Source organism: Gardnerella sp. KA00390 (assembly GCF_049244075.1).
GTDB classification, from domain to species: domain Bacteria; phylum Actinomycetota; class Actinomycetes; order Actinomycetales; family Bifidobacteriaceae; genus Bifidobacterium; species Bifidobacterium vaginale.
This window is the reverse complement of sequence record NZ_CP058372.1, coordinates 1,631,843-1,657,205: the sequence shown is the minus strand read 5'-3', so window position 1 is coordinate 1,657,205 and position 25,363 is coordinate 1,631,843. Positions and strand designations below refer to the sequence as shown.

The 25,363-nt window shown below is 41.9% G+C and carries 24 protein-coding genes; 23 read left to right on the top strand and 1 reads right to left on the bottom strand.

Annotated features, from left to right (window positions below; translation table 11 throughout):
- Positions 1 to 80 precede the first annotated feature (80 nt).
- Entirely contained in the window at positions 81 to 1,631 is a 1,551-nt protein-coding gene (vly, locus tag HXT53_RS06595; protein ID WP_004573633.1) for a cholesterol-dependent cytolysin vaginolysin, read from the bottom strand.
- A gap of 501 nt (positions 1,632 to 2,132) precedes the next feature.
- Between vly and gatC the strand changes: the two genes are divergently transcribed.
- The 23 genes from gatC to recR all read left to right on the top strand — a co-directional run bounded on the left by gatC (position 2,133) and on the right by recR (position 25,336).
- Positions 2,133 to 2,429, top strand: a complete 297-nt coding sequence (gene gatC, locus HXT53_RS06590; RefSeq protein ID WP_004114131.1) for an Asp-tRNA(Asn)/Glu-tRNA(Gln) amidotransferase subunit GatC — start codon at positions 2,133 to 2,135, stop codon at positions 2,427 to 2,429.
- A gap of 3 nt (positions 2,430 to 2,432) precedes the next feature.
- Positions 2,433 to 3,974: an Asp-tRNA(Asn)/Glu-tRNA(Gln) amidotransferase subunit GatA gene (gatA, locus tag HXT53_RS06585; protein WP_004114132.1), complete on the top strand. Its 1,542-nt coding sequence runs from the start codon at positions 2,433 to 2,435 to the stop codon at positions 3,972 to 3,974.
- Between the two features lie 32 nt (positions 3,975 to 4,006).
- The gene (gene gatB / locus HXT53_RS06580; protein WP_004116355.1) at positions 4,007 to 5,506 is read left to right on the top strand and encodes an Asp-tRNA(Asn)/Glu-tRNA(Gln) amidotransferase subunit GatB; all 1,500 of its coding nucleotides are present in this window, start codon (positions 4,007 to 4,009) and stop codon (positions 5,504 to 5,506) included.
- 221 nt (positions 5,507 to 5,727) lie between these two features.
- The gene (locus HXT53_RS06575; RefSeq protein WP_102720864.1) at positions 5,728 to 6,699 is read left to right on the top strand and encodes a GNAT family N-acetyltransferase; all 972 of its coding nucleotides are present in this window, start codon (positions 5,728 to 5,730) and stop codon (positions 6,697 to 6,699) included.
- Positions 6,696 to 7,010, top strand: a complete 315-nt coding sequence (locus tag HXT53_RS06570) for a DUF2469 domain-containing protein (RefSeq protein WP_004105898.1) — start codon at positions 6,696 to 6,698, stop codon at positions 7,008 to 7,010. The genes HXT53_RS06575 and HXT53_RS06570 overlap by 4 nt, the downstream gene beginning before the upstream one ends.
- 103 nt (positions 7,011 to 7,113) lie before the next feature.
- Positions 7,114 to 8,733 carry an NAD(P)/FAD-dependent oxidoreductase gene (locus tag HXT53_RS06565; protein ID WP_174190934.1) on the top strand — a complete coding sequence of 540 codons (1,620 nt, stop codon included), beginning with the start codon at positions 7,114 to 7,116 and terminating at the stop codon, positions 8,731 to 8,733.
- A gap of 179 nt (positions 8,734 to 8,912) precedes the next feature.
- Positions 8,913 to 10,907, top strand: a complete 1,995-nt coding sequence (gene rho / locus HXT53_RS06560; protein WP_004116351.1) for a transcription termination factor Rho — start codon at positions 8,913 to 8,915, stop codon at positions 10,905 to 10,907.
- A 432-nt stretch (positions 10,908 to 11,339) separates the two neighbouring features.
- Positions 11,340 to 11,837 carry an Lrp/AsnC family transcriptional regulator gene (locus tag HXT53_RS06555; protein WP_004114142.1) on the top strand — a complete coding sequence of 166 codons (498 nt, stop codon included), beginning with the start codon at positions 11,340 to 11,342 and terminating at the stop codon, positions 11,835 to 11,837.
- A gap of 7 nt (positions 11,838 to 11,844) precedes the next feature.
- Positions 11,845 to 12,204: a chorismate mutase gene (locus tag HXT53_RS06550; RefSeq protein ID WP_004114144.1), complete on the top strand. Its 360-nt coding sequence runs from the start codon at positions 11,845 to 11,847 to the stop codon at positions 12,202 to 12,204.
- Between the two features lie 99 nt (positions 12,205 to 12,303).
- Entirely contained in the window at positions 12,304 to 13,356 is a 1,053-nt protein-coding gene (gene fbaA / locus HXT53_RS06545) for a class II fructose-bisphosphate aldolase (RefSeq protein WP_004114146.1), read from the top strand.
- A gap of 104 nt (positions 13,357 to 13,460) precedes the next feature.
- Positions 13,461 to 14,762, top strand: a complete 1,302-nt coding sequence (locus HXT53_RS06540; RefSeq protein WP_004114149.1) for an adenylosuccinate synthase — start codon at positions 13,461 to 13,463, stop codon at positions 14,760 to 14,762.
- Positions 14,763 to 14,809: 47 nt separating this feature from the next.
- The gene (locus HXT53_RS06535) at positions 14,810 to 15,367 is read left to right on the top strand and encodes a fluoride efflux transporter FluC (RefSeq protein WP_004114151.1); all 558 of its coding nucleotides are present in this window, start codon (positions 14,810 to 14,812) and stop codon (positions 15,365 to 15,367) included.
- Complete coding sequence (locus HXT53_RS06530; protein ID WP_421780248.1) at positions 15,364 to 15,783, top strand: fluoride efflux transporter FluC; 420 nt, start codon at positions 15,364 to 15,366, stop codon at positions 15,781 to 15,783. The genes HXT53_RS06535 and HXT53_RS06530 overlap by 4 nt, the downstream gene beginning before the upstream one ends.
- 112 nt (positions 15,784 to 15,895) lie before the next feature.
- Complete coding sequence (locus HXT53_RS06525) at positions 15,896 to 17,254, top strand: ClC family H(+)/Cl(-) exchange transporter (RefSeq protein ID WP_004574835.1); 1,359 nt, start codon at positions 15,896 to 15,898, stop codon at positions 17,252 to 17,254.
- A gap of 117 nt (positions 17,255 to 17,371) precedes the next feature.
- Positions 17,372 to 18,553, top strand: a complete 1,182-nt coding sequence (locus tag HXT53_RS06520) for a hypothetical protein (RefSeq protein ID WP_004114156.1) — start codon at positions 17,372 to 17,374, stop codon at positions 18,551 to 18,553.
- Complete coding sequence (locus HXT53_RS06515; protein WP_004574825.1) at positions 18,534 to 19,592, top strand: CpaF family protein; 1,059 nt, start codon at positions 18,534 to 18,536, stop codon at positions 19,590 to 19,592. Before HXT53_RS06520 ends, HXT53_RS06515 begins: the two co-directional genes overlap by 20 nt.
- A gap of 30 nt (positions 19,593 to 19,622) precedes the next feature.
- Positions 19,623 to 20,261 (top strand): type II secretion system F family protein, encoded by a 639-nt coding sequence (locus HXT53_RS06510; protein ID WP_421780245.1) that lies wholly within the window; start codon positions 19,623 to 19,625, stop codon positions 20,259 to 20,261.
- 30 nt (positions 20,262 to 20,291) lie between these two features.
- Complete coding sequence (locus HXT53_RS06505; RefSeq protein WP_048730761.1) at positions 20,292 to 20,909, top strand: type II secretion system F family protein; 618 nt, start codon at positions 20,292 to 20,294, stop codon at positions 20,907 to 20,909.
- 101 nt (positions 20,910 to 21,010) lie between these two features.
- Entirely contained in the window at positions 21,011 to 21,286 is a 276-nt protein-coding gene (locus HXT53_RS06500) for a DUF4244 domain-containing protein (RefSeq protein WP_041160663.1), read from the top strand.
- Between the two features lie 159 nt (positions 21,287 to 21,445).
- Positions 21,446 to 21,844, top strand: a complete 399-nt coding sequence (locus tag HXT53_RS06495) for a TadE/TadG family type IV pilus assembly protein (protein ID WP_014554844.1) — start codon at positions 21,446 to 21,448, stop codon at positions 21,842 to 21,844.
- The gene (locus HXT53_RS06490) at positions 21,841 to 22,251 is read left to right on the top strand and encodes an Rv3654c family TadE-like protein (RefSeq protein ID WP_014554843.1); all 411 of its coding nucleotides are present in this window, start codon (positions 21,841 to 21,843) and stop codon (positions 22,249 to 22,251) included. Before HXT53_RS06495 ends, HXT53_RS06490 begins: the two co-directional genes overlap by 4 nt.
- A gap of 154 nt (positions 22,252 to 22,405) precedes the next feature.
- Positions 22,406 to 24,721, top strand: coding sequence for a DNA polymerase III subunit gamma/tau (gene dnaX / locus HXT53_RS06485; protein ID WP_421780241.1), 2,316 nt, complete (start codon positions 22,406 to 22,408; stop codon positions 24,719 to 24,721).
- A gap of 6 nt (positions 24,722 to 24,727) precedes the next feature.
- Positions 24,728 to 25,336 (top strand): recombination mediator RecR, encoded by a 609-nt coding sequence (gene recR, locus HXT53_RS06480; protein ID WP_004573657.1) that lies wholly within the window; start codon positions 24,728 to 24,730, stop codon positions 25,334 to 25,336.
- The last annotated feature ends 27 nt before the right edge of the window (positions 25,337 to 25,363 follow it).

The following is a 25,363-nucleotide window of genomic DNA, read 5'->3' as shown; positions in this document are numbered from 1 at the left end:
ATCTCGTAACTGACTACAAGATAAAGCCCTTTCCTGTGTTTACTTTTCTATTTTTCTATATTTAATCATGTGTTATGAATTCAGTCGTTCTTTACAGTTTCAGCAACGCGAGGCCACAAGGTTGTGCCCCAGTTGCTAATAGTACGCTGACGAACTAGTGGCAAATCAGAACGGTCATATACTGTGCGCCATGGTTCCCAAACCAAACCAGTCTTTTCAACCAACTTGATTCGTAGATTGCGTACATTTCCTTTGAACTGAATAGTGGTATTGAAGTGAGCTGTACGATACTTACCATTGCCTTCCCAAGCGCGAGAACGCACGTAAGGAGTGCCGTCAATTTCGGTGCCGTACTCATCCCAGTAGATGTAGTAGCGAGCTACGTAAGCTCCACGGTGGTCCAAAGTCAAGTAGCCATTGCGGTAAGAGGAAACCTTCGTTTCAATATAATCGCTGTTGGATTGCAAAGTTGCTACTTCGTTATCCTTGACGAAGGAAGTGGTGTATGCAATTGGAACTGCTGGGCTAGAGGTGCTCAAATTTGCACCTTCCTGAATCAAAGCCTTCAACGTATCGATGTTGCCTGTAATAACTTTAGCTGCACCATTAGCGCTGCCACCAAGAATCACTGCAGTAACAGAAGTATTTTGGAGAATGCGATGGAATTCGGTGTTTGGCTTGATTTCTACGCCCTTAATTGCTGCTTCTACCGCAGCCTGGAAATCAGTGCTCTTGCTGGTGGTATCGAACTTTACGTACATTGAGCGACCATAAGCTACGTTTGACACGTAAACTGGTGGGCGCTTGTTGTCAACGCCACGGTTCTTCAAGCTGTCTGGCGTAGTGCAAGGAGCAAAGAAATCTGCTGGGCTATCTGGTGCATCAACGCTTACGGTGTAGTAAGTTTGCTTGAAGTTCACAATTTGAGTCTGCTTCTCACCCTTGTGTACTGCATCGAAATCAATCTTCAGCGGAACACCAATCTTGGCAAAATCAGCACCAAACTTAGCCTTGAGCTGGTTCATGCTTTGTGCGCTTGCAGAATCGTACTGCATGCGAGCTGCAACATGATGACTTGCTCCATATTGTGCATTCCACTTAGAAACTAAGCCGTTCACTGCGGAAGTTACAGAGCTCTTGGTTGGGCGCTGAACAGTTACAGCACTTTCGCCGCCGTGGAATCCCGGCAAATCAACGCTCAACGTTATTGGAGCGCGGTTTGCAGAAATCAGGCTTGGCATATTGTCCATCAAATTCTTATCAGCACGGAAAAGAGCACCTGGGTATACGCGATCATCGTTGGCGGAAGTAACCGACAAATTTGAAGTTGTATTGGTGATGTTCTTCTTCTGATGCTCAACAACAACGAATTCACCGTTCTTGTTGAAGCTGTCGCTGGAGAATTTGTTCTCAATGGTTTCGCCATGACGGGCGAGAATGTTTGTTTTATCGTATTGCAAATCCCACAAATAATTATTCAACGAGTCTTTCTTAGCTGCGCAAGATGTAGCTGGTTCAGAATCCTTAGCGGAAGGAGCGGCCATTGCTGGTGCTGCTAAGCATTGTGGAACAATAGTTGCGCCCGCGAGGAGCAACATTGCTGCATTACGGTAGAACTTTGTACTCTTCATATGTATCCTTATATTATGATATTTTCTGTTATTTTTTATGAGATACCGTAACTTATTTGCTTCTATGCATGGCATGCTTCGCTGCATTAGCTTAATATCTCATAGCATCTTATTATTACATGCTTTTTTATTTCTGGGATAGTGAAATAAAACAAATTTTTTTATTCTGCAAATAAACGTATGAAGAAGGTTGGAATGCCAACATTCTTTTATTGAATTATTTACATTTCATGGCGTGTTGACATGCATAGACCTTCGTTTTCACATATTTTATACTCGTTAATTTTATGAAAACTGTATGTGACAATAATTGTTATTTCGCTTATTGTCTCACTAATAAAATTTTTTTTAATATTACACATAATTTTCCCTAGAAAATATGGATCGACAATCATGTTCTAAAATTGGGAAAATATTTCTACAGTAACGTGTGTAAATCTTTTATCAATATTGCTTTTTTCTTCTATAAGAAGGTCACGCATCACACATATAGTTGAGGTTATGCCTACATTCACACGCGAAGAAATTGAGCATTTGGGTGTTTTGTCCCAGATTGCTTTAAGCGATGAAGAAATCAGTCGCTTGCAAGGCGAATTAAACGTCATTGCAGAATCCATTAACAAAGTGCAGGAAGTTGCTGGCGAAGATGTGCCACCTACTGCAAATCCAGTACCTCTTGAAGCGTATTTGCGCCCAGACGAGCCTGCTACGCCATTGACTCAAGAAGAAGCGCTTTCTGGCGCTCCTAGAAGTGAGTCTGGCATGTTTGTAGCACCTCGAATTTTGGGGGAGGAATAAAACATGACTAATACTCAAGATTTAGTAAAGCTTTCTGCTGCCGATATGGCAAAGGCTGTAAAAGCTAAAGAAGTCTCTAGCCGCGAGCTTGTTGAAGCTCACTTGGCAGTAATCGAAGCAGCCGAGCCAGAAATCAAAGCATTCTTGCATGTTTCTGCAGATGTTGCACTTGAACAAGCAGATGCTTTTGATAAAAAGAACGCTAATGGCGAAGCCGAAGGCTTACCTGAGCTTGCAGGCGTTCCAATTGCCATTAAAGACATGATTGTTACTAAGGGCATTCCTACTACTGCAGCATCTAAGATTCTTGAAGGCTGGGTTCCACCTTACGATGCTACTGTTATTGAAAAGCTCAAGGCAGCTGGCATGCCAATTCTTGGCAAGACTAACCTAGATGAATTTGCTCAAGGTTCTTCTACCGAGCATTCCGCTTACCAAACCACTTGCAACCCTTGGGATACTGAGCGCGTTCCTGGCGGTTCTGGCGGCGGTTCTGCAGCTGCTGTTGCTGCATTCGAGACTCCTATTGCTTTGGGTACAGATACTGGCGGCTCTATTCGTCAGCCAGGCGCTTTAACTGGTACTGTTGGCGCAAAGCCAACTTACGGCGGAGTTAGCCGTTTTGGCGCAATCGCCATGGCAAGCTCGCTTGATCAGATTGGCCCTGTTTCTCGTACCGTTCTTGACTCTGCACTTTTGCAGGAAATCATTGGCGGCAACGATAAGCGCGATTCAACTTCGATTCCTGCTCCTGTTCCTCCAATGGCTCAGGCTGCGCGCGAGGGTGCTCGCCGTGATTTGAAGGGCGTAAAGGTTGGTCTTGTTAAAGAGCTTAGCGGAGAAGGCTTCCAGCCAGGCGTTGAAGCACGCTTTAATGAGGCTGTGCAATTGCTTAAGGATATGGGCGCAGAAGTAACAGAAGTCTCCTGCCCTCATTTCCCTTATTCTTTGGCTGCTTACTACATTATTATGCCTTCCGAAGTTAGCTCTAATTTGGCTCGCTACGATGGCATGCGCTACGGTTTGCGCGTAATGCCACCAGCAGACAAGCCTCAAACTGCTGCAAACATGATGGCTGCAACTCGCGAAGCTGGCTTTGGCGACGAAGTAAAGCGCCGTATTATTCTTGGCACTTACGCACTTTCCGCCGGCTACTACGATGCTTGGTATGGCTCTGCACAAAAGGTTCGTACGCTTATTATTCGCGACTTTGAAGAAGCGTTTAATAAGGTAGATGTTCTAGTCTCTCCAACAAGCCCTACAACGGCATTTAAGTTTGGCGAGAAGATGAACGATCCACTCTCCATGTACATGAACGATATTGCTACGATTCCTGCAAACATGGCTGGCGTTCCAGCTTTGAGCCTCCCAGCTGGCTTAAGCGACGATGGTTTGCCTGTTGGTATTCAGATTATTGCTCCGCAATGCCATGATGAAAAGATGTACAAGCCTGCAGCAGCGTTGGAAGCAGCGCTCGAAGAAAAGTGGAGTGGCCCAATCTGGAAGTCGCTTAAAGCTGGTTGGCTCGATTCATTGGCTAAGTAAAGTGAAATAAAGCTTAAGTAAGAAGGATTCTCATGGCTGAAAAACTTATGAAATACGCCGATGCTGTGGAGCAATTTGACCCAGTTTTCGGCTTGGAAACTCATGTTGAGCTTTGCACGCGCACAAAGCTGTTCTGCCCAGCGGAGGTATCTTTTGGTGGCGAGCCAAATACTCAGTTAACTCCTGTAAGCCTTGGTTTGCCAGGCTCTTTGCCAGTTGTAAACAAGACTGCAGTTGATTACGCTATTAAACTCGGTTTGGCATTGCATTGCGAAATCGCTGAGTGGAGCCAGTTCGCTCGTAAGAACTACTTCTACCCAGATATGCCTCGTGATTATCAGATTTCCCAGTATGATAAGCCTACTAATGGCAATGGTTACTTGGACGTTGAGCTGGAAGACGGCACCGTGTTCCGCGTGCCGATTGAACGTGCTCATATTGAGGATGATGCTGGTAAGAATACTCACGTTGGCGGCGCTGACGGTCGTATTGAAGGTGCAAATCATTCTTTGGTTGATTACAATCGTGCAGGCGTGCCTTTAATTGAGATTGTAACTAAGCCAATCGAAGGTGCGGGTAGCCGCGCTCCAGAAATTGCTGGTGCTTATATGCGTGCTATTCGCGATATTGTTCGCGCTCTTAACATTTCCCACGCTCGTATGGAGCAGGGCAATATGCGTGCTGACGTGAACGTTTCGCTTCGTCGCAAGTCGACTGATCCATTTGGTACGCGTTCCGAAACTAAGAATGTGAACACATTCCGCGGTATTGAAAAGACGCTGCAATATGAGATTCGTCGTCAGGCTGCTATTTTGAGCGAAGGTGGCGAGATTTTGCAGGAAACTCGTCACTGGGATGAAGCAACTCAGACTACTGCTGGCGGTCGTGTGAAGTCGGATGCTGACGATTATCGCTACTTCCCAGATCCTGATTTGGTTATGCTTCATATAACTAAAGAGCATATTGAGCGCATGAAGGCCGAAATGCCGGAAATGCCTCGCGAGCGCCGTAACCGTTTGCAAAGCGAATGGGGTATTAGCGATCTTGAAATGCGAGATATTCTTAACGCGGATGCTCTTGATTTGGTTGAAGAAACCGTTAAGGCTGGTGCAAGTGCTGCTGGTGCTAAGAAGTGGTGGCTTGGTGAGCTTGCTCGCGAAGCAAACACTCGTGGCGTGACTTTGGAAGAATTGCCTATTACTCCGCAAGATGTGGCTGAAGTTGAAAAGCTAATTGCAGATGGCAATCTTAACGATAAGCTCGCTAAGCAAACTGTTGCATGCGTTTTGGCTGGCGAGGGTAAGCCTGATGAAGTTGTTAAGAAGCACGGATTCAAGGTTATGAACGACGACGGCGCTTTGGAAGCTGCTGTTGACGCTGCTCTTGCTGCTGATCCTGAAGTTGCAGAAAAGCTTAAGGCTGGAAATATGAAGCCGATGGGCGCAATTATTGGCGCTGTTATGCGTGCGACTAAAGGTCAGGCTGATGCTAAGGCTGTTACTAAGATCGTGATGGCAAAGATTAAAGGCTGATTTAAATTTTAGTTAGATTAAAATTTAGCTAGAAAAGAATAGTTTATAGATGCACTTTTTGCATTTTATGCTTTGCGTTTTAACCTTGTGTTTTATAGCATTGTGTAGAGTGCAAAAAGTGTAATCTTATATTGTAGTTGCTTACGCATTTGTATTTTGCTTATGCTTTTTGTAGAACTTTTTGTAACGCAAGGTCAATTAGGTACAGGAAACAGGTGAATATGCAGGAAGTCAATGCTGACTCTACAAACTCTCGAGAGTTACCAGAAAGTATTGTAATTCCGTCAATACGCGGCGAGATGGCTCGTCTTAGGCAAGCAACCATCGAAGATTTAGCGAGGATGGATTCATTACATGCTTTTGATGGTGCGGCTGTTATAACTGGCAAGGATTCACAATCTGAACGTTCTATGGTTCATGCGTGGGTTGAGCGTTCTGTGCAGTGGTCTTCGGCTGGAAGCACTGAGGCAAAATCTAATCATGATGCCGCCTCTAGCGACGCCCAATCGCGCCCAACAATCGCATGGTCAATTGTGCCAGATTTTATTGATGACTCCGAAAACATCAATGGAAATATTATTGGAATGATATTTTTGATTGACATTGACGGTTGGTCTAAATCCGCTAGAATTCAGGTGATTCTAGGACGCGATTATAGGGGACGTGGGTATTCCAGAGACGCAATGCCTAGAGTTATGACGTATGGTTTTGCTCCAGACACAGTTGGTTTAGCATTGCATAGGATTTGGGTTGGCGTTCCTGCAACAAACACACGCTCGCTTTCCGTGTACCAGTCGCTTGGATTTATGAAGACGGGAACTGCTCGCGATGCACTTTGGGATTCTCAAAGCCAAAAATATCAAGATTTTGTTGTAATGGACACTCTTGTAGACGAGTACGATGCGATTCGCTCGCTAGACGCTTTTGGATTACACGTTATCGAAGATAATCCTGGAGTTTGCGAGGCTCTAAGCGCGCACGAGCATTCGATTGCAATCCCAGTTAAAAATGGCGATTTGCGCAAGTCGCAAGCAACCGAACAAGCCGAGTCTAGTGCTAAGCACACACATGATTCTTCTAAGCGCGCATGGTGGCGTATTATAGGACGAGGCCGCAAGCGTGCTCAAGAAGACGAAGCAGCCGATAAAACTACATCAAATACGTCAATCGCACCAACGGAAGGGAAGCGATGAGCGCTGAAGATCTCGACAATTACGAAACTGACGCCGAACTTGCGTTGTACAAGGAGTATCGTGACGTTATTAAGCTTTTTACGTATGTTGTAGAAACTGAGCGACGATTCTATTTGGCAAACAAGGTGGATTTTAACGTGCGTTCTGCAGGTCAAGATGTGTATTTTGACGTGCAATTAACAGACGCTTGGGTGTGGGACGTGTATCGCCCTTCGCGGTTTGTGAAAAACGTTCGTATTGTTACGTTTAAAGACGTAAATGTGGAAGAAGTGCAGAAAACAGATATCGATATTCCAGAATCTATCGCATGATAAGAGTATGCTAGTAAAGCTTATGTTTAGATTTTAATATAGATACGTGCTTGCAATTTTGCGATTTTGACTTTATAAAGCGTCTTTTAGGTATGGAGGAAAATTGACTGATACACAATCCCAGAAACAATCTGTAGTGATTATTGGTGGCGGTCCGGCAGGGTTGACGGCTGCGTGGGAGCTTGTAAAAGATGGTGGAAGTAATCGTTACGATGTGACTGTTCTTGAGGCATCTAAAGAGTTTGGCGGAATTTCTCGCACTGTAAAATACAACGGAAACCGTATGGATATTGGTGGTCACCGATTCTTCTCTAAAGATGATCGCATTATGCAATGGTGGCGAGATATGCTGCCACTTCAAGGCGCTCCTTCTTACGACGACAAAAAACTGGGCAGACATCATGATTTAGAGGATGGCGGTCCAGATCCTGAAGTCGAAGATGAGGTTATGCTTAAGCGTCATCGCGTTTCGAGAATCTTCTGGAATCATCATTTCTTCGACTACCCTATCTCGCTTTCTGCGTCTACTTTGCGCTCTATGGGCTTTGTTCTTACTATGAAGGTTGGTTTTAGCTACCTTTGGTCTATGATTCACAAGTTGCCAGAAACTAATCTTGAGAACTTTTACATTAACCGTTTCGGTAAGAAACTTTATTCGATGTTCTTCGAGGGCTATACCGAGAAGCTTTGGGGCAGGCATCCAAGTCAGATTTCTGCAGATTGGGGTGCTCAGCGAGTTAAGGGTTTGAGCATTGTTGAAGTTTTGAAGAACGCTGTTTCAAAACTTATGCCTAAGAGTAAGGCGGATCAGAAGGAAGTTGAAACTTCACTGATTGAAGAATTCTGGTATCCTAAGCTTGGTCCTGGTCAGCTTTGGGAGACTGTTGAACGTCGTTGCCGTGAAAATGGCGCTACTGTTTTAACAGATGCAAAAGTTGTTGCTATTAAACAGTGCGACGGTAAAATTTCTAGTGTTGTCGTTGAAAATCAAGATGGTTTGCAGCAAGAACTTCATGCGGATCAGTTTATTTCTTCTATGCCAATAAAAGATTTGGTTGCAGCTATTGAGCATGGCGCTGACGGAAATGAGTCTGTTCAGGTTCCATCCGAATTACAACGAGTTGCTAAAGGCTTGCCTTACCGTGATTTCGTAACCGTTGGACTTCTTGTTAAGCGTATGCGTTTGCGTAATACGACTGATATTCCAACGTTAGGTAACCCTCCTATTGTGCCTGATTGCTGGATTTATGTGCAGGATCCAGGATACAAAGTTGGTCGTTTGCAAATCTTTAACAACTGGAGCCCATATCTCGTTAAGGATGTTGACAACACTGTGTGGATTGGTCTTGAATACTTCTGCAATGAGGGCGATGATTTTTGGAATATGAGCGACGAAGAGGCTCGTAAATCTGCGATTGATGAGCTTACTCGTATGCAGGTTATTGATGGCGAAGATGATGTTTTGGATGCGCATCGTGAGCGTGTTCCAAAGGCTTATCCAGCTTACTTCGATACTTATGCTCAGATGCCTGAGCTTGTTAAGTATTTGGATGGTTTTGGTAACTTGTATTGTGTTGGTAGAAATGGTCAGCATCGTTACAATAATCAGGATCATTCTATGGCTACTGCTATTGAAGCCGTGTCTAATATTAACAGTGGAAAACAGTCTAAAGATAATGTTTGGTCTGTTAATACAGAAAAGTCATATCACGAAAAGAAGTAGCGTTTTTTCTTTTTGCCACGCCGTGTTGTTGTGAGTCGCATGAGTGTAGTAGCATACACTTATCAGCGATTAAGTCACATTGTTATGTGCTTATCGTTGTATTCACAACGGATTTTTCCGAAATCTTCCATGTAAAGCTCCAAGTAGTTTGTTTCTTGGGGTTAGGGAAAGGTATAACTGTGGCAACAAGCCAAAATCTTGATGATATGAAGCTTTCTGAGCTTAAGGATCTTGCGAAGCAAATGGGCCTGCGCGGTACGTCTACAATGCGTAAGCCGGATTTGATTGCTACGCTTACCGCTGCGCGCAATGGTGGGGATGCGCCAGCAGGAGTTAGCGTACATGTTCCTAAAAGCATTGTTAGGGATAGTCGTTCGTCGCTTAATGATGAGGATGAGTCTAAATACGATTCATCTTCATCTTTTAGGTCGCGTCGCAATTTTGATGATGATAGTGGTGAGTCTGCTCGTAAATCTGCTGATGAGGATTTGTTAGAAAATCTCGGCTTGCCTGATTCTGTTGAATCTTCTGATTCTGATGATTCTGTTGATTCAAATAGAAGCGGTAAGTCTAGGCGTCGTCGTGAGTTTACGCGTGATAATCAATCTCAGCGTCGTCGTCAGTCTGATTTTAAAGATAATTATCGCGGAAATAACTCGGATGATGCAGATGATACGGAAGATGATCTAGATCAGATTCTTGCTACTTTGCCAAGTGAAAAGTCTTCTGATTCTAACGCAAATCGTGATTCTGAATCTCGCAGGCAACGCGGAGCTTCGCGTTCTAATGGTGATGACGATTATGATACGCATTCAGATAGGAATGACAGGTATCAACGCCGTATGCGTGGCCGTGGACGCGATAGAGATGATTACGATTCCCGCTCGGATCGCTCTGATCATTTAGAGCGTGAAGATCGCCCTACGAGGAATGATCGTTCTGATCGCAATGATATTCGTGAAGACCACGAGTCTCGTGAATCAGCTTCTCGTAGAGAGGAACCAAAAGAAGAGCTTGTTCCAGTTGCTGGTATTGTAGATGTGCTTGAATCTTATGCGTTTGTGCGCACTTCTGGATATTTGCCTGGTCCAAATGATGTTTACGTTTCTATGAGCCAAATCAAAAAGTATGGTTTGCGCAAGGGAGATGCTGTTCAAGGCTCTATTCGTGCTCCTCGCGAAGGTGATCGTAGGAATCAGCGCCAAAAATTTGTTCCTTTGCAAAGCGTTGACAGCATTAATGGCATGAGCGTAGAAGATGCTCAGAATCGTCCGCAATTTGCTAAGCTCACGCCTTTGTATCCGCAAGAGCGCTTAAAGCAGGAGACTACGCCAAATCGTATGCTTGGCAGAATCATTGACCTTGTGGCTCCTATTGGTAAGGGTCAGCGTGGTTTGATTGTTTCGCCTCCTAAGGCTGGTAAAACAATCACTTTGCAAAATATTGCGAACGCGATTGCTGTTAATAATCCAGAAGTGCATTTGATGGTTGTTCTTGTAGACGAGCGTCCAGAAGAAGTTACCGACATGGAGCGCACTGTTCAGGGTGAGGTTATTTCTTCTACATTTGACCGTCCAGCATCAGACCACACTACTGTTGCTGAGCTTGCGATTGAGCGTGCTAAGAGGCTTGTAGAGCTTGGCCAAGATGTTGTTGTTCTTCTTGATTCTATGACTCGTCTTGCTCGTGCATACAATATTGCTGCTCCTGCATCTGGTCGTATTCTTTCTGGTGGCGTGGATGCTCAGGCGCTTTACCCTCCTAAGAAGTTCTTTGGTGCCGCGCGAAACATTGAAAATGGCGGTTCTTTGACTATTATTTCTTCCGCTTTGGTGGAAACTGGTTCAAAGATGGATGAAGTTATTTTCGAAGAGTTTAAGGGCACTGGAAACATGGAGCTTCGCTTGAGTCGCGATTTGGCAGATAAGCGCTTGTTCCCAGCAGTGGATATTAATTCTTCTGGCACGCGCCGCGAAGAGTTGATTACTCCTGCTCAAGAATTGCCTATTATTTATCGCTTGAGGCGACTATTTGGCGGACTTGAGCCAGAGCAGGCTTATCAGACTTTGGTGCCACGCTTAAAGAAAACTGCGTCGAATCGCGATTTTCTTGCGGCGATTGTGCAGCAAGCGAATAACTCTACAAATGGCGGGTCGCCAGCAACCGCTGCTTAAGTAGGTTGTGTTCGTGTAATTTTATAAATATAACTTTAAAAAATACACTTTAATTACCCCTTGGTTTGATCAATCGAGGGGTAATTTTTATTGTTTATTTTTTAATACTGTTTTTATTACAAACTCATTTTGTGTTTTAAAATAAAAAAATATACGTTTATATATAATTATTTTCCTATAAAATACACTATTCTTGGTAATTTTTACTATTGATAATGCGTATGCAAATAATAAAAATTAAATAATTATAATTACTTGTCAAAAGTTTATTCCTATAAACATTTGATATTTAATGTGAAAAACCGTGATTTTTTATATAATTTTGTTCTTTTTCGTTAAAAAATACGATACGATTGAAGAGACTGCAGGGTAGCGCAATCTGAAATCTACAACAGTATTCAGGAAGATGCGCTGTATGAGGATGGAGGTCGTATGACAGGAAACTCTCATAAGATTGAAAATAATATTCCTTCTGGCTTGAACGCTAATGTGAGCACAGTTGCTCCTATAGATTCTACAGATGCGATTATTGTAGATATTCTTGAACATGATGGTCGTGCAACATTAACCAGACTAGCTAAAGCATCTGGATTATCGGTTTCTGCCGTACAATCTAGAGTACAAAAGCTTGAGCGCAGAGGAATTATCACTGGTTACCGTGCGTTGATTGACTATGAGCGCAGAGGCTTGCCAGTAAGCGCATTTGTTGCTGTAACACCTCTTGACTTTGAGCAAGAAGCATCTGTTCCAGCCAAGTTGAAAGATATTGAAGGTATTGAAGCCTGCTATTCTATCACTGGAAGCCCAAGTTTCATGCTCGTAGTTCGTGTTGCTACACCTAGCAAGCTAGAAGAGCTAATTAACACGATTCATAGGATTGTGCCAGTTAGCACAGAAACAACTATGGTTTTGCAGACTTATTTCGACTAGAAGTAATATGTGTGAATTTCCTAAAGAATCGGTTGACGCGCGCAAGCATTCGATTGAACCGAGTTGCAATGATTGTAACGATTCAATAAGCGAGATTTTTGCGTTGCGTCAATCGATTGACAATATTGACAATGCAGTTGTTTCACTTCTTGCAGAGCGCTTTAAATTCACGGAAAAAGTCGGAGAAATAAAAGCGCACGCAAATCTTGCTGCGGAAGATAAATCTAGAGAAAATCGCCAAGCAAATCGACTTAAAAAAATTGCTGAACAATCTGGATTAAAAGAAGAAATTGCGCTCGAATATTTACATTTTGTTGTAGCTGCCGCAAAAAAGCGCCATCAAGAAATAAAAGATAGCCAGAAATAGTTAAAAATAGCTACAAATTTAATCAAAAATCTAGTCAAATTTAGTAAAAAATCTAGCAAAATCTAAAAAAATATGCGCGCTTAGAGTCATAATAAAAATATGACTATTGCAACCGTTGAACGTTACGCGCAAATGCTTGATGCCGCCAGCAAAGGTGGATACGCCTACCCTGCAATTAATGTTACTAGCACGCAGACTTTAAATGCTGCACTACAAGGATTTGCAGAAGCGCAAAGCGACGGAATTATTCAAGTCTCTGTTGGGGGCTCCGCATATTTTTCGGGACAGTGCGTAAATAATCGCGTTGTTGGATCAATCGCATTTGCTCAATTCGCACATCAAGTTGCTGCACAATACCCAAACATTACGGTTGCATTGCACACAGATCATTGTGCAGAAAGCTATTTAGATGATTGGATTAAGCCACTTTTAGCCTATGAGGCAGATCAAGTTGCGCACGGCAAAGAGCCGATTTTCCAGTCGCATATGTGGGACGGATCCACAGTTAAGCTTGAACACAATTTAGACGTTGCGGAAGAATTGCTTGAGGCGTCGGCGAAGGCTCATACGGTGTTAGAGATTGAAATTGGGGCCGTGGGAGGCGAAGAAGACGGTCATAGAGCAGACATTGATGAAAAACTATACTCAACGCCGCAGGACGCTATGCGAGTAGTTGAACGATTAGGTTTGGCAGAGAGCGGAAGATATATGGCTGCTTTTACGTTCGGCAATGTGCATGGTGCATACAAGCCTGGTGTTGTCAAGCTGCGACCACAGTTGCTAGACAACATTCAAAGCGCTGTATACAACAAGTACAAGCTTGATTTATGTAATCGCAAGTTTGGTGTGCCAACAAAACCATTCTTATTGGTATTCCATGGAGGTTCTGGATCTACTCCCGAAGAAATTGCGCAAGCTGTAAGCTACGGCGTAGTAAAAATGAACATCGATACAGACACACAATATGCGTTTACTCGAGCGATAGCAGATCACATGTTCCACAACTACGACTCAGTTCTTAAAATCGACGGAGAAGTTGGAGCCAAAAAACTCTACGACCCAAGGTCTTGGGGCAAAGAGGCAGAAAAAGCAATGGCTCAGCGTGTTGTTGAAGCCTGTGTACAGCTTGGCTCTGCCGGTAAAGCCTTATAAGTTCATCAAGTTGAAAATTAAATTCGGTATTGGCTTTGCGCTAGTCTTAACACGTAGGAATTGTGTTTATTTGGGCAACGTTAGCCCAAAAATGGAGGTTCAGCATGCCTGGAATTGTGCTTATTGGCGCTCAATGGGGTGACGAGGGTAAAGGCAAAGCGACTGATTTAATTGGTTCTAAGGTAGATATTGTCGCAAGATTTAATGGCGGTAATAACGCTGGACATACTGTTGTTGTGGGAAACGAGTCTTACGCTTTGCATTTACTTCCTAGCGGTATAATCAGCCCTAATGTAACTCCTGTTATTGGTAATGGTGTTGTTGTAGACCCAGAAGTTCTGTTTGAGGAGATTGACGCACTTGAATCTAGAGGTGTTGATTGCTCTCGTTTGAAAGTGAGCGAGTCTGCGCATGTGATTACACCTTATCATCGCGTAATTGACAAGGTTACGGAGAGGTTCCTTGGCAAGCACAAGATTGGTACAACAGGTCGCGGAATTGGCCCGACTTATGCAGATAAGATTAATCGCGTTGGTATTCGTGTGCATGATTTATTTAATGCAGAGCATTTGAGGGATAAGGTTGAAGCTAGCTTGCATCAAAAGAATCAGATGTTAGTTAAACTTTACAACCAGCATCCAATAGATATTGATGATGTTACAGCACAGCTTGTGGAGCTTGGAAAGCGTTTGAAGCCTTATGTTGCAGATACTTCGCTTATACTGAATCAGGCTATAGAAAATGGCAAAACCGTGCTTTTTGAAGGCGGTCAGGCAACCATGCTGGATGTCGATCATGGAACTTACCCATTTGTAACATCCTCAAATCCTACTGCAGGAGGTGCTTGCACGGGAACTGGCGTTGGTCCAACTCGTATTACGCGAGTAATTGGAGTTGCTAAAGCCTATATCACTCGTGTTGGTGAAGGTCCATTCCCTACGGAACTTTTGGATGAAAGTGGCGATTGGCTGCGTGAGCAGGGTCACGAATATGGCGTAACTACTGGTCGCCCTCGCCGATGCGGATGGTTTGATTCCGTTGTAAGCCGCTATGCTACTCGCGTAAATGGCTTAACTGATATTGTCCTTACTAAGTTAGATGTTTTGACTGGCTTAAAAGAAATTCCAGTTTGCGTAGCTTACGATGTAACTTTGTCTGACGGAAGCGTTGAGAGAATGAACGAAATGCCAGTAGATCAGTCTCTGTTTGCTAGCGCTAAGCCAGTTTACGAGATGCTTCCAGGATGGAGTGAGGATATTTCGCAAATTCACAAGTTTGAAGAATTGCCAGCAAATACTCAAAGCTACGTAAAGCGCTTAGAAGAACTTTCCAAGTGCCGTATTTCGGCAATTGGTACTGGTCCTCAGCGCGACCACATTATTAGCGTTCATTCGTTGATTGATTAGTGACTATTTGAATAGCTATTTAAGGCTATTTAAGGCGGCTAAAAACTATGAGTATTCCAAGCAGTAATTGCCACGACTTGCCTAAAAAGCATAAGCATAAATCACTTGGTGCAAAAACATATTTTGTTGTGTTTATTGGCGGATTGCTTGGCGCTTTTGTGCGTAGTGAAATAAGTGGTTTTACGCACGGCATGCATTGGGACTCGGGATATTCTATGCTTTTTAGCCGCTTTACTTTTGCAACTCTTTTGTCGAACGTTTTAGCATGTTTTATTCTTGCTTTAGTAAGTTCACTTGTTGTAAGTGGGAAGAGCTGCAAGAACAAAGACTTAATAAAATACGGTTTTTGCACGGGATTTTGCGGCGGACTTTCAACAATGTCTACTTTTGCTTTTGAGGGCGCGCATTCCGCATTTACTGCAATGAACATTGTAGAAGTAATTGCCATTATGGCGTTGTCTATGGTTCTTGGCGTTTTAGCAGTGCTTGTTGGGAGTCTAATTGGAGATAAAATTTTTGCTTTTAAAGGCAATGGCAGCGTAAAAAATGCTGGTGATTCAAACGTCATCAATAAAATAGACGCTAACAGGGGCGGTGCAAAATGATGTCTTACGCATATGTTCTTTTTTGGCTGCCTGTTGTTTTCGCTGGACTTGGCGCCGTTCTTCGTTGTGCAATATCTGACGCAATCGGGCGCGCTTATAACCATGATTTTCCAATCGCAACTTTGCTAATCAACGCTTTTGCGTCTTTTATAATGGGCTTAGTTGTATTTTTAAGTTCTTCGATTATATACGATTTAACTTTTGCTTCGACTATTATTTACACGTGCGCATTGGGATTTTTAGGCGGATTTTCAACGTTTTCAACCGCAATCTTAGAAATCGTAAGCCTGTTTAAGCTAAAGAAAATCAAGCTTGGACTATGGCTTTTTATTAGCGAACTAATAGTGCCATTCTTGTGCGCATTTATTGCATACGCTGGACCGTCATTTGTAATATTTATGCTTCTAAAGTCTTAAGTTTTGAATTTTATTAATTGACGTATTTTATTAATTTATATTTATTGTGTTATTAAAAATGTTAAAATGCTTGATGTATTTGTTTGCGATTTGATTTAAGAATAGGTTTATTGTGACTTTAAAGAACGTAGGCGGTTTTATACGCGATTTTTTGCGCGACTTTTCTGATCGCGTTCTTAAAACGCTTAAGCATCTTAGATGGAAGATGGTTCTTGCTGGCATAGTTGTTGGTCTTGTTTCTGGCGTGCTTGTAGCAACTTATAGACTTGGGATTGAGTACGGAACCGATTTTGCGCGATGGATGTATGCGCAAATATTGCAAAACATGCTTTGGATTGTGCCTTGCGTGGTTTTTGCAATTGCTGCTGGGCTTTTTATTGGCTGGATGAGTCGCAAAGAAAGTATGGCGTCTGGAAGCGGCATTCCACAAGTTGTTGGATACGTTCAACGCGGTCTAAAAATGTGTTGGAACACTATTTTGCCTGTTCGATTTGTAGGCGGATTGTTGGGTTCGCTATTTGGCTTGTCTCTTGGGCGCGAAGGCCCTTCGATTCAAATCGGAGCTTGCGGCGCGCAAATGATGTCTCGCATCTTTAGAAAGGGCAATAAAAACGATACGCAAGAGCATTATGTTGTAACCGCTGGAGCGGCAGCTGGCTTATCTGCAGCGTTTAGCGCTCCACTTTCTGGGCTTATGTTTGCTATGGAAGAAGTTCAACACGGATTGTCTTCTACAGTTCTTATGGGAGCTGCTGCTGCATCTATTTGCGCGGACTTTGTGTCTCAAACATGCTTTGGACTTCGACCTGTTTTAGACTTTGGAAGAATTCCAGACTTACCAATGACACTTCATTTTTGGCTGATTCCACTTGGCATTTTTGCAGGGCTTATTGGCTCTTTAATGAACAGATCCTTGCTTGGATTACAAACGCTGTATAAGTATTTGCCAAAGTGGGCTCCCGTATCTGTAGCATGCTTAATCGCGATTCCTGTTGGCTTATATTTGCCAGATGTTCTTGGAGGAGGATCGAATCTTGTTAAGCTCTCTGAATATGGAAAAGCAAGCATAGCGCTTCTGTGCATCCTGTTTGTTGCAAAAATGCTATTTACTTCTACAAGTTTTGGATGCGGAGCGCCTGGCGGAATTTTTATGCCAATTCTTGCTGTCGGCGCACTTGCAGGCGGCGTTGCTTCTCGCGCAATAATAAGCATTCCGATTCTTGGCATTGACGCAAAGCTAATGCCAATTTTTACAGTGTGTGTTATGGCTGGCACGCTTTCGGCTTCTGTAAAAGCTCCGCTCACTTCGATTTTGCTAACTGTAGAAATGTCGGGAACAATGATTCACACTCTTCCAGTTGCTGCATCTGCTTTTATTGCGCTTCTTGTATCCGATATTTTGCACACTAAGCCAATCTATGGCGAACTTCTGGAAAGATATATGGCTTCTAATCCAAAACTTGTGCGTTAATACAACAAAAACAGCAATGTGGATAACTTTTTGGCGGAATTGCAACGTTTATTGATCCTTTAACCACATTGTTTAAATAGTATTGCCTAATGGTTTAGTATGCGATTCAATAGCCACATGGACAATATGACTATTGATAATTACGATGCTCCTTCTTGCGTTCCGCGCATTATAGAAACGTACCCGCCTCAGGCGAGTGCGATAAAAAGTATGCGCAAAAGTACATCTGATAGTAATAAGTTGGAAGATTCGACTGTTATCGCATCTTTGAATCATGCGAATCATGTGGATAATGCAGATTACGCAAATCATGTAGATTACGCGACTGGTGTATCTTCTACTTCAGTTCATAGCGATTTTGATGCATTAGATAATCATAGTGTTCAAAAAAATATTGGTAGCTTGAACTATTCGCTAAAGCCTTTTCCAAAAAATGTTGTAATCGGTTCATCGGCAAATGATGGAGTTGGTTTAAGCACTACTCTTGCTCTTCTGGCAAGTCATATATCTAGTAAAAAATATGTTGTTGCACTAATCGACGCAGATATTTCTAACGGCGGATTAGATGTTTTGTTGGGATTGGAGCAGGACGAGGGTAGAAGATTGCAAGAGGTTCAAGCTCCTTTAGGACGATTAGACGGATATGTATTGCGTTGTGAACTTCTGCACTGGAATAACGTTGATATTTTGGCTTACGCTCCTTGGAAAAGTGAAGAGCCTAAACCATGGGTTATTGAAGCTGCTATTAGAGGTCTTTCCAACGCTTGTGATGTAGTAATTGTTGATATTGGATCTGGTTTTTCAGCAAGAAGGCTTTTAAAGAATCTTCCAACTTTAGCGCAAGTTCCAACCATATTTGCTGCAGAGCTTAGTGTTCTTGGTCTTGCCAGATTGCGCGCATATTGGCGAAGCCTAGAATCTGACCATAAAGATTACTCTAGAAAACAAACTTCTATTGTCGCAGGATTAAATCCGCGTGGTCTTTCTAAAAGGTTTTGCCCTGTAAATGTTAATGAAGCTTGTGATTATTTGCTTTGCGATGTAGAAGGCCCAATTGGTCACGATCCTAAAATGTACGAAGACATAATATCTGGTTACGGTATAAGAGATATTCCAAAATCCGCCAAAATTCCAATAGAAAAAATAACAACATGGTTGCTTGGAGACTCCTCTAATTCCTCTTTGAAAATATCTGGAAAACAATCTGAACAACAATATAAACAATCAAATTCACAATCATATGAATCTGAAAGATTCTCAAAAATATCAAGGGGTAAGCATGGTTTTAGAAGATATTGATTTTGGCATTCTGCAAGAGCTTGCGGATAACCCTCAAACAACAGATATTGTTGTTACAGACACAGGTCGCGTTTGGGTAGATAAAGGTTTTGGGTTGCAAGAGTACAATCCAAGAATTCCATTTGATAATCCTATGATTTTGCGAGAATATGCAGTTTGGCTTTGTGCACAATTAGGCAAAAGATTAGATGATTCATGCCCAATCGCAGATGCTTCTAGCCCAGTAGGAGTGCGAGTACACGCTCTTATTGCTCCAATAGTTTTAAGTGGTGCTGCTATTTCGATTCGTTTTCCCGCTTTAAAACGCTATTGCTTAACAGAGTTAAGTAGTAGAGGAATGTTTCCTATTGAATTATCTAGAATACTTTATTTATTGGTAACTCAACGTGCGAATATTTTGATTACGGGAAGCACTGGCTCTGGTAAAACAACGTTAATGAAGTCTCTTTTAGCTTCTTGTGATGAAAAAGACAGAATAGTGACTGTTGAAGAAACAAGAGAATTAGGTTCATTATCTAAGGATCATGTGTCTTTAGCTACAAGAGAAGCAAACGTTGAAGGAGTAGGCAGCGTTGGCTTGTCGGATCTTGTAAAGGCAACTTTGAGGATGAGACCAGACAGAATTATTTTAGGTGAGTGCAGAGGTCAAGAAATAGCTGATTTATTACGCGTTTTTACATGTGGTCATAAAGGTGGAATGACAACTTTGCATGCTGATAAAGTCCAAAAGGTGCCAGCCAGATTAATGTCTTTAGGGCTTCTTGCAGGACTGGAACCTTCTTCACTATGTGCTCTTGCCGCTGATGCTTTTGATGTTGTTATACATGTAGAAAGAGTAAATGGTATGCGAATTGTAAAAGAACTTGGAGTATTGCGTTCTACGGATTCTGGCGCGTTAGAAGGTGTGCCAATTTTAAGATTGAAAAATTGCGTTAATTCTAATGATAGTAATTTTTCTGCTCAGATAGAGGAAACGTCTGCTTGGAAAAATTTTGCTGTTAAATGGCATTTACCGTTGAATACAGGGTTGTTTCTGTAATTGATACCGACAGTAAAGGATTTTTTGAAAATGGGTATTGAAGAATCACTAGCTGCTCTTGTGTCTTCTTTGCGTTCTGGTGCTTCTTTTGAATCGATTATAAGAGGAGACAGCAATAATGAGAATCGCAATGGACTTATTGAAGAGACCGATAATGGCAATAACAATTACAACAGCAATAACAGCGAAAGCTATTTCCAAGTTATAAACGTTGAATCGGTGTTTAAATGGATTGATTCTCGCTGTTCTAATAGGATTAAAAATCTTAGCGCTCGCCAAAGAAGTAAAGTTAGAAAAGACATGCGCAAGGTTGCACAATCGCTTATGTCTGTATACGAATTGAGCAGTTCTATAGGATGCTCTATGACTGATTGCGTTCAAGCTGTTTCTGACTCTTATCATGCCAATAAGAGGGTTAATGATTTAAGATCAGAAGTTTTTGCGATGCCTAAAGCAACTATTAGATTGCTAACTGCTCTACCATTTTTGGCTCTTCTTACTGGACAATTGTTGGGTGTAAATCCAATATTGATGATTTTTACAAGTTCTAGAGGATACGCACTCTTAGGTATTGGCTTATTGTTTTATGTAATCGGTCTTTTATGGGTTACATGGATCATGAAGTCATCTAAAAAAGCAATGCTGAGTGCTGTTTCTAATGTCGATTAATGAGTTAATGGTTATTAAGGATCGTGGAAAATGTTTAAGGCAATTATCGTTTGGATTATTTTAGTAGCTTATATAGTTACATTATGCAAATTTTTTACTAGACAGATGATTCTTAACCCGTGCTATGAGCGCGCTTGTAAACCTGCGATTTCTATGAGAGACAATTACGATTTTAGGCGTAACAAAGTTGAAGATATAGATCCAATTTTGGGTTTGCAAATGATGATAGTTGCTTTAAAAAGTGGAGTCGCAATTACTAGAGCGCTTGACGCTGTTGGATCATCTATTCCTGGAGGAAAAGGGATTTGGCTAAGGAATGTTTCTAAAGCACTACTTTCTGGAGATACTTGGATAGAAGCTTGGAGTGCTCCTTATGTGTGCTTCGATAAAAAAGATAAAAATCCATCTGCATCTTTTGTGTTAAGTATGTGGCTTAGACAGTCACTTAGAGAGTCATGGAGTTGTGGAAGTTCTCCAGTTCCTGTACTCATAGCGATTTTACAAAATTATGAGCAATCTATGCGAAACGTGGCAAAAAAAGAAAGCTCTAGGCTTTCTGTTCGTCTGCTTCTGCCTGTTGGGTTATGTTTTCTGCCAGCGTTTATTTTCGTAGGAATTTTGCCGACAGTATCTGCATTTATGTATTAATCGCAATCTAAAAATAAAAAATTTGTATCCCAATATTGGGTACATAAATAAAAGAAAAATAACAATAAAAATAACAAAAAGAAAGGTAACGGTGAGTGATTATGAGATTAATTACTGCTGCATTGTCAACATGGTATTGCATGTGTTCAATGCGAATGAATGAAGGATTAATTAAAGCTGAACAAGCATGTAATAGAGTGCAGAATCGTTTGAGCAAAGATTTAAAGCAGTGTGATGATGGGGCTGTTACGGCAGAATATGCTGTTGTTCTTATAGCTGCCACAGCTTTTGCTACAGTGCTTATTGCTATTGCCAAATCAGATGCTGTTCGTACAGCTATCAGTGAGCTTGTTACAAAAGCTCTACATGTTAGCTAGCTTTAAGTAAATAGTCATTTGTAAAACTGTGAAACATTGCGTGAAACTTAAAACATACTTTGAAAAACGTGATATGAAATATTTATAAAGTTTTTTTGACCGTGATGTTTATGTGATTTGTTGTGGGATTTTAACTAATGCGAAAAGAAACGAGACAAAATGGAGAATCATGTATTTTTGAACATTTTAGATAAGAGAACGACTAAGAATAATTGTATAAATAATTCAAAAGATTCTGGGGCTGTTACCGCAGAATTTGCTATTATTCTTCCTGCAGTTGTGGTACTTGCTTTAACGTTATTTTTTGTTGGTAAATCAGTAGTAAATACAATGAATTGCCATGATGCAGCAGGTCAAGTAGCATACTATGTTGCTTCGCACCACAATTCTAAAGATGCGCAAAATATAGTATCTAAAGTATCTGGAGTTAATAGTTCTGTAAAAGTCAAATATGTTGGGAATATGGCAGATATTGTTGTAAGCTGCCCAGTTGTGCCAGACCCTTTAAAAGTATTGCCATTGTCTGTGGAAGCTCGCATTAGCCAGGTTTTAATATGAGTCAAAAAATATGTAAACGATTAAGCATTTTGAATACGCAATATTACAGTTTTAAACATTTGCGTAGAGCAGATTGTGGTTCTGGAACTATGCTAGGCATAGGATTGGTAATAGCAATCTGCTCTATGCTTGTTGTTTGTGCGACTTTAGGGTCAATTTTGGTGCAAAAACACCGAGCTTACGCTCTTGCAAATGCATCGGCTATATCAGGTGCAGTTGCTATGAGAAATATGCAAGATGATGCATGTCAAGTTGCAGAGCGCACAGCAAAGGCAAATAATGGGAAAATAGAATCTTGTGTTGAAAAAGATGATGATGTATTAATCAGTCTAAGTGTGCCTTTACGACTTCCTATGGTTAATAAGATAAATGTAATGGCTAGAGCTGGTTTAATAGATTGCGACTAATAAGTGTGTGGAAAATATCAAGTATTCATGCGATTGGTCATAATGTAGCATGTTAATAGGCGATTAGCATGTTAATGTCTAAATGTTTAGAATAGAACAGAAACTTTGCTCAAGTAGAGTTGAGCTAATATTCAGGTGACGGTAGGTTATAGTTATGGCACTTGCATTGTATCGAAGGTATCGTCCAGACACGTTTGAAGGAGTGATAGGACAGAATCAAGTTACCGTTCCTCTTATGAGAGCGCTAGATCAAGGCAAAATAACGCACGCCTACCTATTTTCGGGTCCACGCGGTTGTGGAAAAACAAGCTCTGCGCGTATTCTTGCTCGTTGTATTAACTGCAAAGAGGGTCCTACTTCTAAACCATGCGGAAAATGCCAAAGCTGTAAAGATCTTGCAACAGGCGGATCAGGTTCAATAGACGTTGTAGAAATAGATGCTGCAAGCCACAATGGTGTTGACGATGCTAGAGAATTACGCGAACGTGCAGGTTTCGCTCCAGCGCGCGATCGATATAAGATTTTTATTCTTGATGAAGCGCACATGGTAACTCCGCAAGGATTCAATGCTTTGCTGAAGATTGTGGAAGAGCCACCTGAGCATGTTATGTTTATTTTTGCCACTACTGAACCAGATAAGGTGATTGGAACTATACGTTCTAGAACCCACCATTATCCGTTTAGACTTGTTCCTCCAGAAGTAATGGGACCGTATTTGCAAGACATTTGCAAAAAGGAAGGTATTCAAGCGCAAAAGGGCGTTTTGCGGCTTGCTATGCGCGCTGGCGGCGGATCCATGCGAGACACATTATCTGTTTTAGATCAGCTTATGATTGGCTCAGATGATGGTGTTATCTCGTTAGATTCAGCAGTTGCTTTGCTTGGTTTTACGCCTTCTAATCTTATTGCAGATGTTATTGATGCCCTTATTGAAAAAGACGGTGCAAAATTATATGAAGTTGTACAAAAAGTGGTAGTCGGAGGATTTGACACTCGTAAGTTTGTGGAAGATCTTCTCGGACGGTTGCGTGATTTGTTGCTTTTGGTTTCTGCTGGTCCAAATTGTGCTAAAAACTTGTTAGGCGATTTATCGCCAGAAGACATGCAAGATTTGCAACGACAATCAAGTCAGCTAACTTTGAGAAGCTTGTCCAAAATGGCAGAAATCGTCAATAATGCTTTTGCGGGAATGGCAAATGCGGTTTCTCCTAGAATGAATCTTGAGATTCTTATGGCTAGACTTCTTGCTGATATGCAATCTAGTACTACTGCGCAGGAACCATTTTCTAAAGCCACTAATCAATCTCTTGCAAAGTCCTCCTCGCATCCTGCATCTTCTGCAAGGCATTTTATTGGTTCAAATTCTGCTGTAAATTCAGTTAATCCTGTTAATCCAGTAAATCCAGTAAAAATTGCTGAAAATCCTTCGGTAATTCTTGATGATAAATCTGAAATCAACAATAACACGCAAGCGAATTGGTCAACTGCAACTGTTGAAAAACAGACAACACAAGAGCTTGACGTGGACGAAACTTGGGATAATCTGGTTAAAAATCTGCCAGACGATGTTCGTGAATACGTAGAGAGAGATCGCGTTCCAAAAGTTAGATTAGACGATGGAAATGCGGCAAAAAGAAGGCTTGTATTAACTTTTGACCAGCCTATAAGCCAACATGCTTTTGCGCTCGCTATTTGCACAACAGAACCTTACGATGGTAAAAAAGTGCCAGTTGTGGTTATGAACAAAGTAAAAGACGCATTTGGAAAAAACGTTGCAATAGCGCCAGATTTAGTAGCTGCAAACGGCGAAAAAGTGGAGTCTGTTGCAAGAATGACTCCGCAACGACTAGCACAAGTTAAGCGAGACTTGCTTATGCGAAAAGCTGGAATCGTAAAAGGATTCGGAAAAATAATCGAGAAAAGTTCTGATTCAAATTCAAATAATTCGAATTCCAGTAGCGATGATGCTGGCTCTAGTGACGATTCAAGTGCTGGTGCGGAGGTTAGCGACTTATCTGGTTCTGCAATTTCAGAAAGTGCTTTAGATTTAGATATTGAGAAAGATGACGCATGGGCAGGTATGGGATCTGCTCCAATGGGAGATGCGATTGCTGCATTGCAGAATGCAGATTTTAATGCTGAAGTAGTAAACGATTCAGAAAACGCAGATAACGCTGCATCTAACGCGCAGCAATGGGGGCAAAAGTCGAAGATAAGCCAGCAAAATCCTCAGCGCGCAAATTCAGAATCACAGGCAGATAATGAGTCAAAAGCACGAATCTCTGATGGTGTAAACGGCGCGCAAGAAGACGAATGTTCAATGCAGGACGAATCGTTAGAGTCGGCAACCAATTTGAGCATAGATGATTTAGAGAAGATGTTTGAGGTGAAATCTGTAAAAGAATTCGCTGCAAGTGATCCAAAAAATCCTAAAAATGCAGGATTGCATAAGCGAAAGCAAGAGGAGTAAGTAAAAGTGCATAACGTGTCATCGTATGACGGTGCAATAGGCAGAGTTATTGATGCGTTCTCTAAGCTTCCAGGAATAGGACCAAAAGGCGCGCAGCGAATTGCATTCTATATACTTTCATCATCTGATGTACAAACGCAGGATTTAATTGACGCAATCAGTGACTTGTGCGAGAATGTGCGATTTTGTGAAATTTGCGGAAATGTTTGCGAGCAAAGCCCTTGTGTTATTTGCCAAGATCCGCGAAGAGATCACACAAAAATATGCGTTGTAGAAGAGCCCAAAGACATTATGAGCATTGAGAGAACTCACGAATACGCTGGCGTTTACCACGTTTTGGGCGGTGCCATTAATCCAATGGCAAACATTGGACCTGCAGACTTAAAAATAACGCAACTACTTGAGCGTTTAAAAGACGCGCAAGTAAAAGAAGTCATTTTAGCGCTTGACCCAAATATTGAAGGAGAAGCTACAGTAACTTATTTAGCACGTTTGCTTGAGCCGCTTGACATAAGTATTACGCGACTTGCAAGCGGATTGCCAGTTGGTGGAGACTTAGAGTATGCAGACGAGATAACTCTTGGTCGCGCATTTGCAGGAAGACAAGAAGTATAGAAGATTTGTGAATTCATAAGCAAACGC

Excerpts from the sequence above, each read along its gene's own strand:
- HXT53_RS06505 (WP_048730761.1), top strand. The coding sequence starts at position 20,292 with ATGTTTAAGGCAATTATCGTTTGGATTATTTTAGTAGCTTATATAGTT.
- HXT53_RS06530 (WP_421780248.1), top strand. The coding sequence starts at position 15,364 with ATGATGTCTTACGCATATGTTCTTTTTTGGCTGCCTGTTGTTTTCGCT.
- HXT53_RS06515 (WP_004574825.1), top strand. The coding sequence starts at position 18,534 with ATGGTTTTAGAAGATATTGATTTTGGCATTCTGCAAGAGCTTGCGGAT.
- HXT53_RS06510 (WP_421780245.1), top strand. The coding sequence starts at position 19,623 with ATGGGTATTGAAGAATCACTAGCTGCTCTTGTGTCTTCTTTGCGTTCT.
- HXT53_RS06550 (WP_004114144.1), top strand. The coding sequence starts at position 11,845 with ATGTGTGAATTTCCTAAAGAATCGGTTGACGCGCGCAAGCATTCGATT.
- HXT53_RS06535 (WP_004114151.1), top strand. The coding sequence starts at position 14,810 with ATGAGTATTCCAAGCAGTAATTGCCACGACTTGCCTAAAAAGCATAAG.
- gatB (WP_004116355.1), top strand. The coding sequence starts at position 4,007 with ATGGCTGAAAAACTTATGAAATACGCCGATGCTGTGGAGCAATTTGAC.
- fbaA (WP_004114146.1), top strand. The coding sequence starts at position 12,304 with ATGACTATTGCAACCGTTGAACGTTACGCGCAAATGCTTGATGCCGCC.
- HXT53_RS06500 (WP_041160663.1), top strand. The coding sequence starts at position 21,011 with ATGAGATTAATTACTGCTGCATTGTCAACATGGTATTGCATGTGTTCA.
- gatC (WP_004114131.1), top strand. The coding sequence starts at position 2,133 with ATGCCTACATTCACACGCGAAGAAATTGAGCATTTGGGTGTTTTGTCC.
- HXT53_RS06555 (WP_004114142.1), top strand. The coding sequence starts at position 11,340 with ATGACAGGAAACTCTCATAAGATTGAAAATAATATTCCTTCTGGCTTG.
- HXT53_RS06495 (WP_014554844.1), top strand. The coding sequence starts at position 21,446 with ATGGAGAATCATGTATTTTTGAACATTTTAGATAAGAGAACGACTAAG.
- HXT53_RS06570 (WP_004105898.1), top strand. The coding sequence starts at position 6,696 with ATGAGCGCTGAAGATCTCGACAATTACGAAACTGACGCCGAACTTGCG.
- gatA (WP_004114132.1), top strand. The coding sequence starts at position 2,433 with ATGACTAATACTCAAGATTTAGTAAAGCTTTCTGCTGCCGATATGGCA.
- HXT53_RS06575 (WP_102720864.1), top strand. The coding sequence starts at position 5,728 with ATGCAGGAAGTCAATGCTGACTCTACAAACTCTCGAGAGTTACCAGAA.
- HXT53_RS06540 (WP_004114149.1), top strand. The coding sequence starts at position 13,461 with ATGCCTGGAATTGTGCTTATTGGCGCTCAATGGGGTGACGAGGGTAAA.
- dnaX (WP_421780241.1), top strand. The coding sequence starts at position 22,406 with ATGGCACTTGCATTGTATCGAAGGTATCGTCCAGACACGTTTGAAGGA.
- HXT53_RS06520 (WP_004114156.1), top strand. The coding sequence starts at position 17,372 with ATGGACAATATGACTATTGATAATTACGATGCTCCTTCTTGCGTTCCG.
- vly (WP_004573633.1), bottom strand. The coding sequence starts at position 1,631 with ATGAAGAGTACAAAGTTCTACCGTAATGCAGCAATGTTGCTCCTCGCG.
- HXT53_RS06490 (WP_014554843.1), top strand. The coding sequence starts at position 21,841 with ATGAGTCAAAAAATATGTAAACGATTAAGCATTTTGAATACGCAATAT.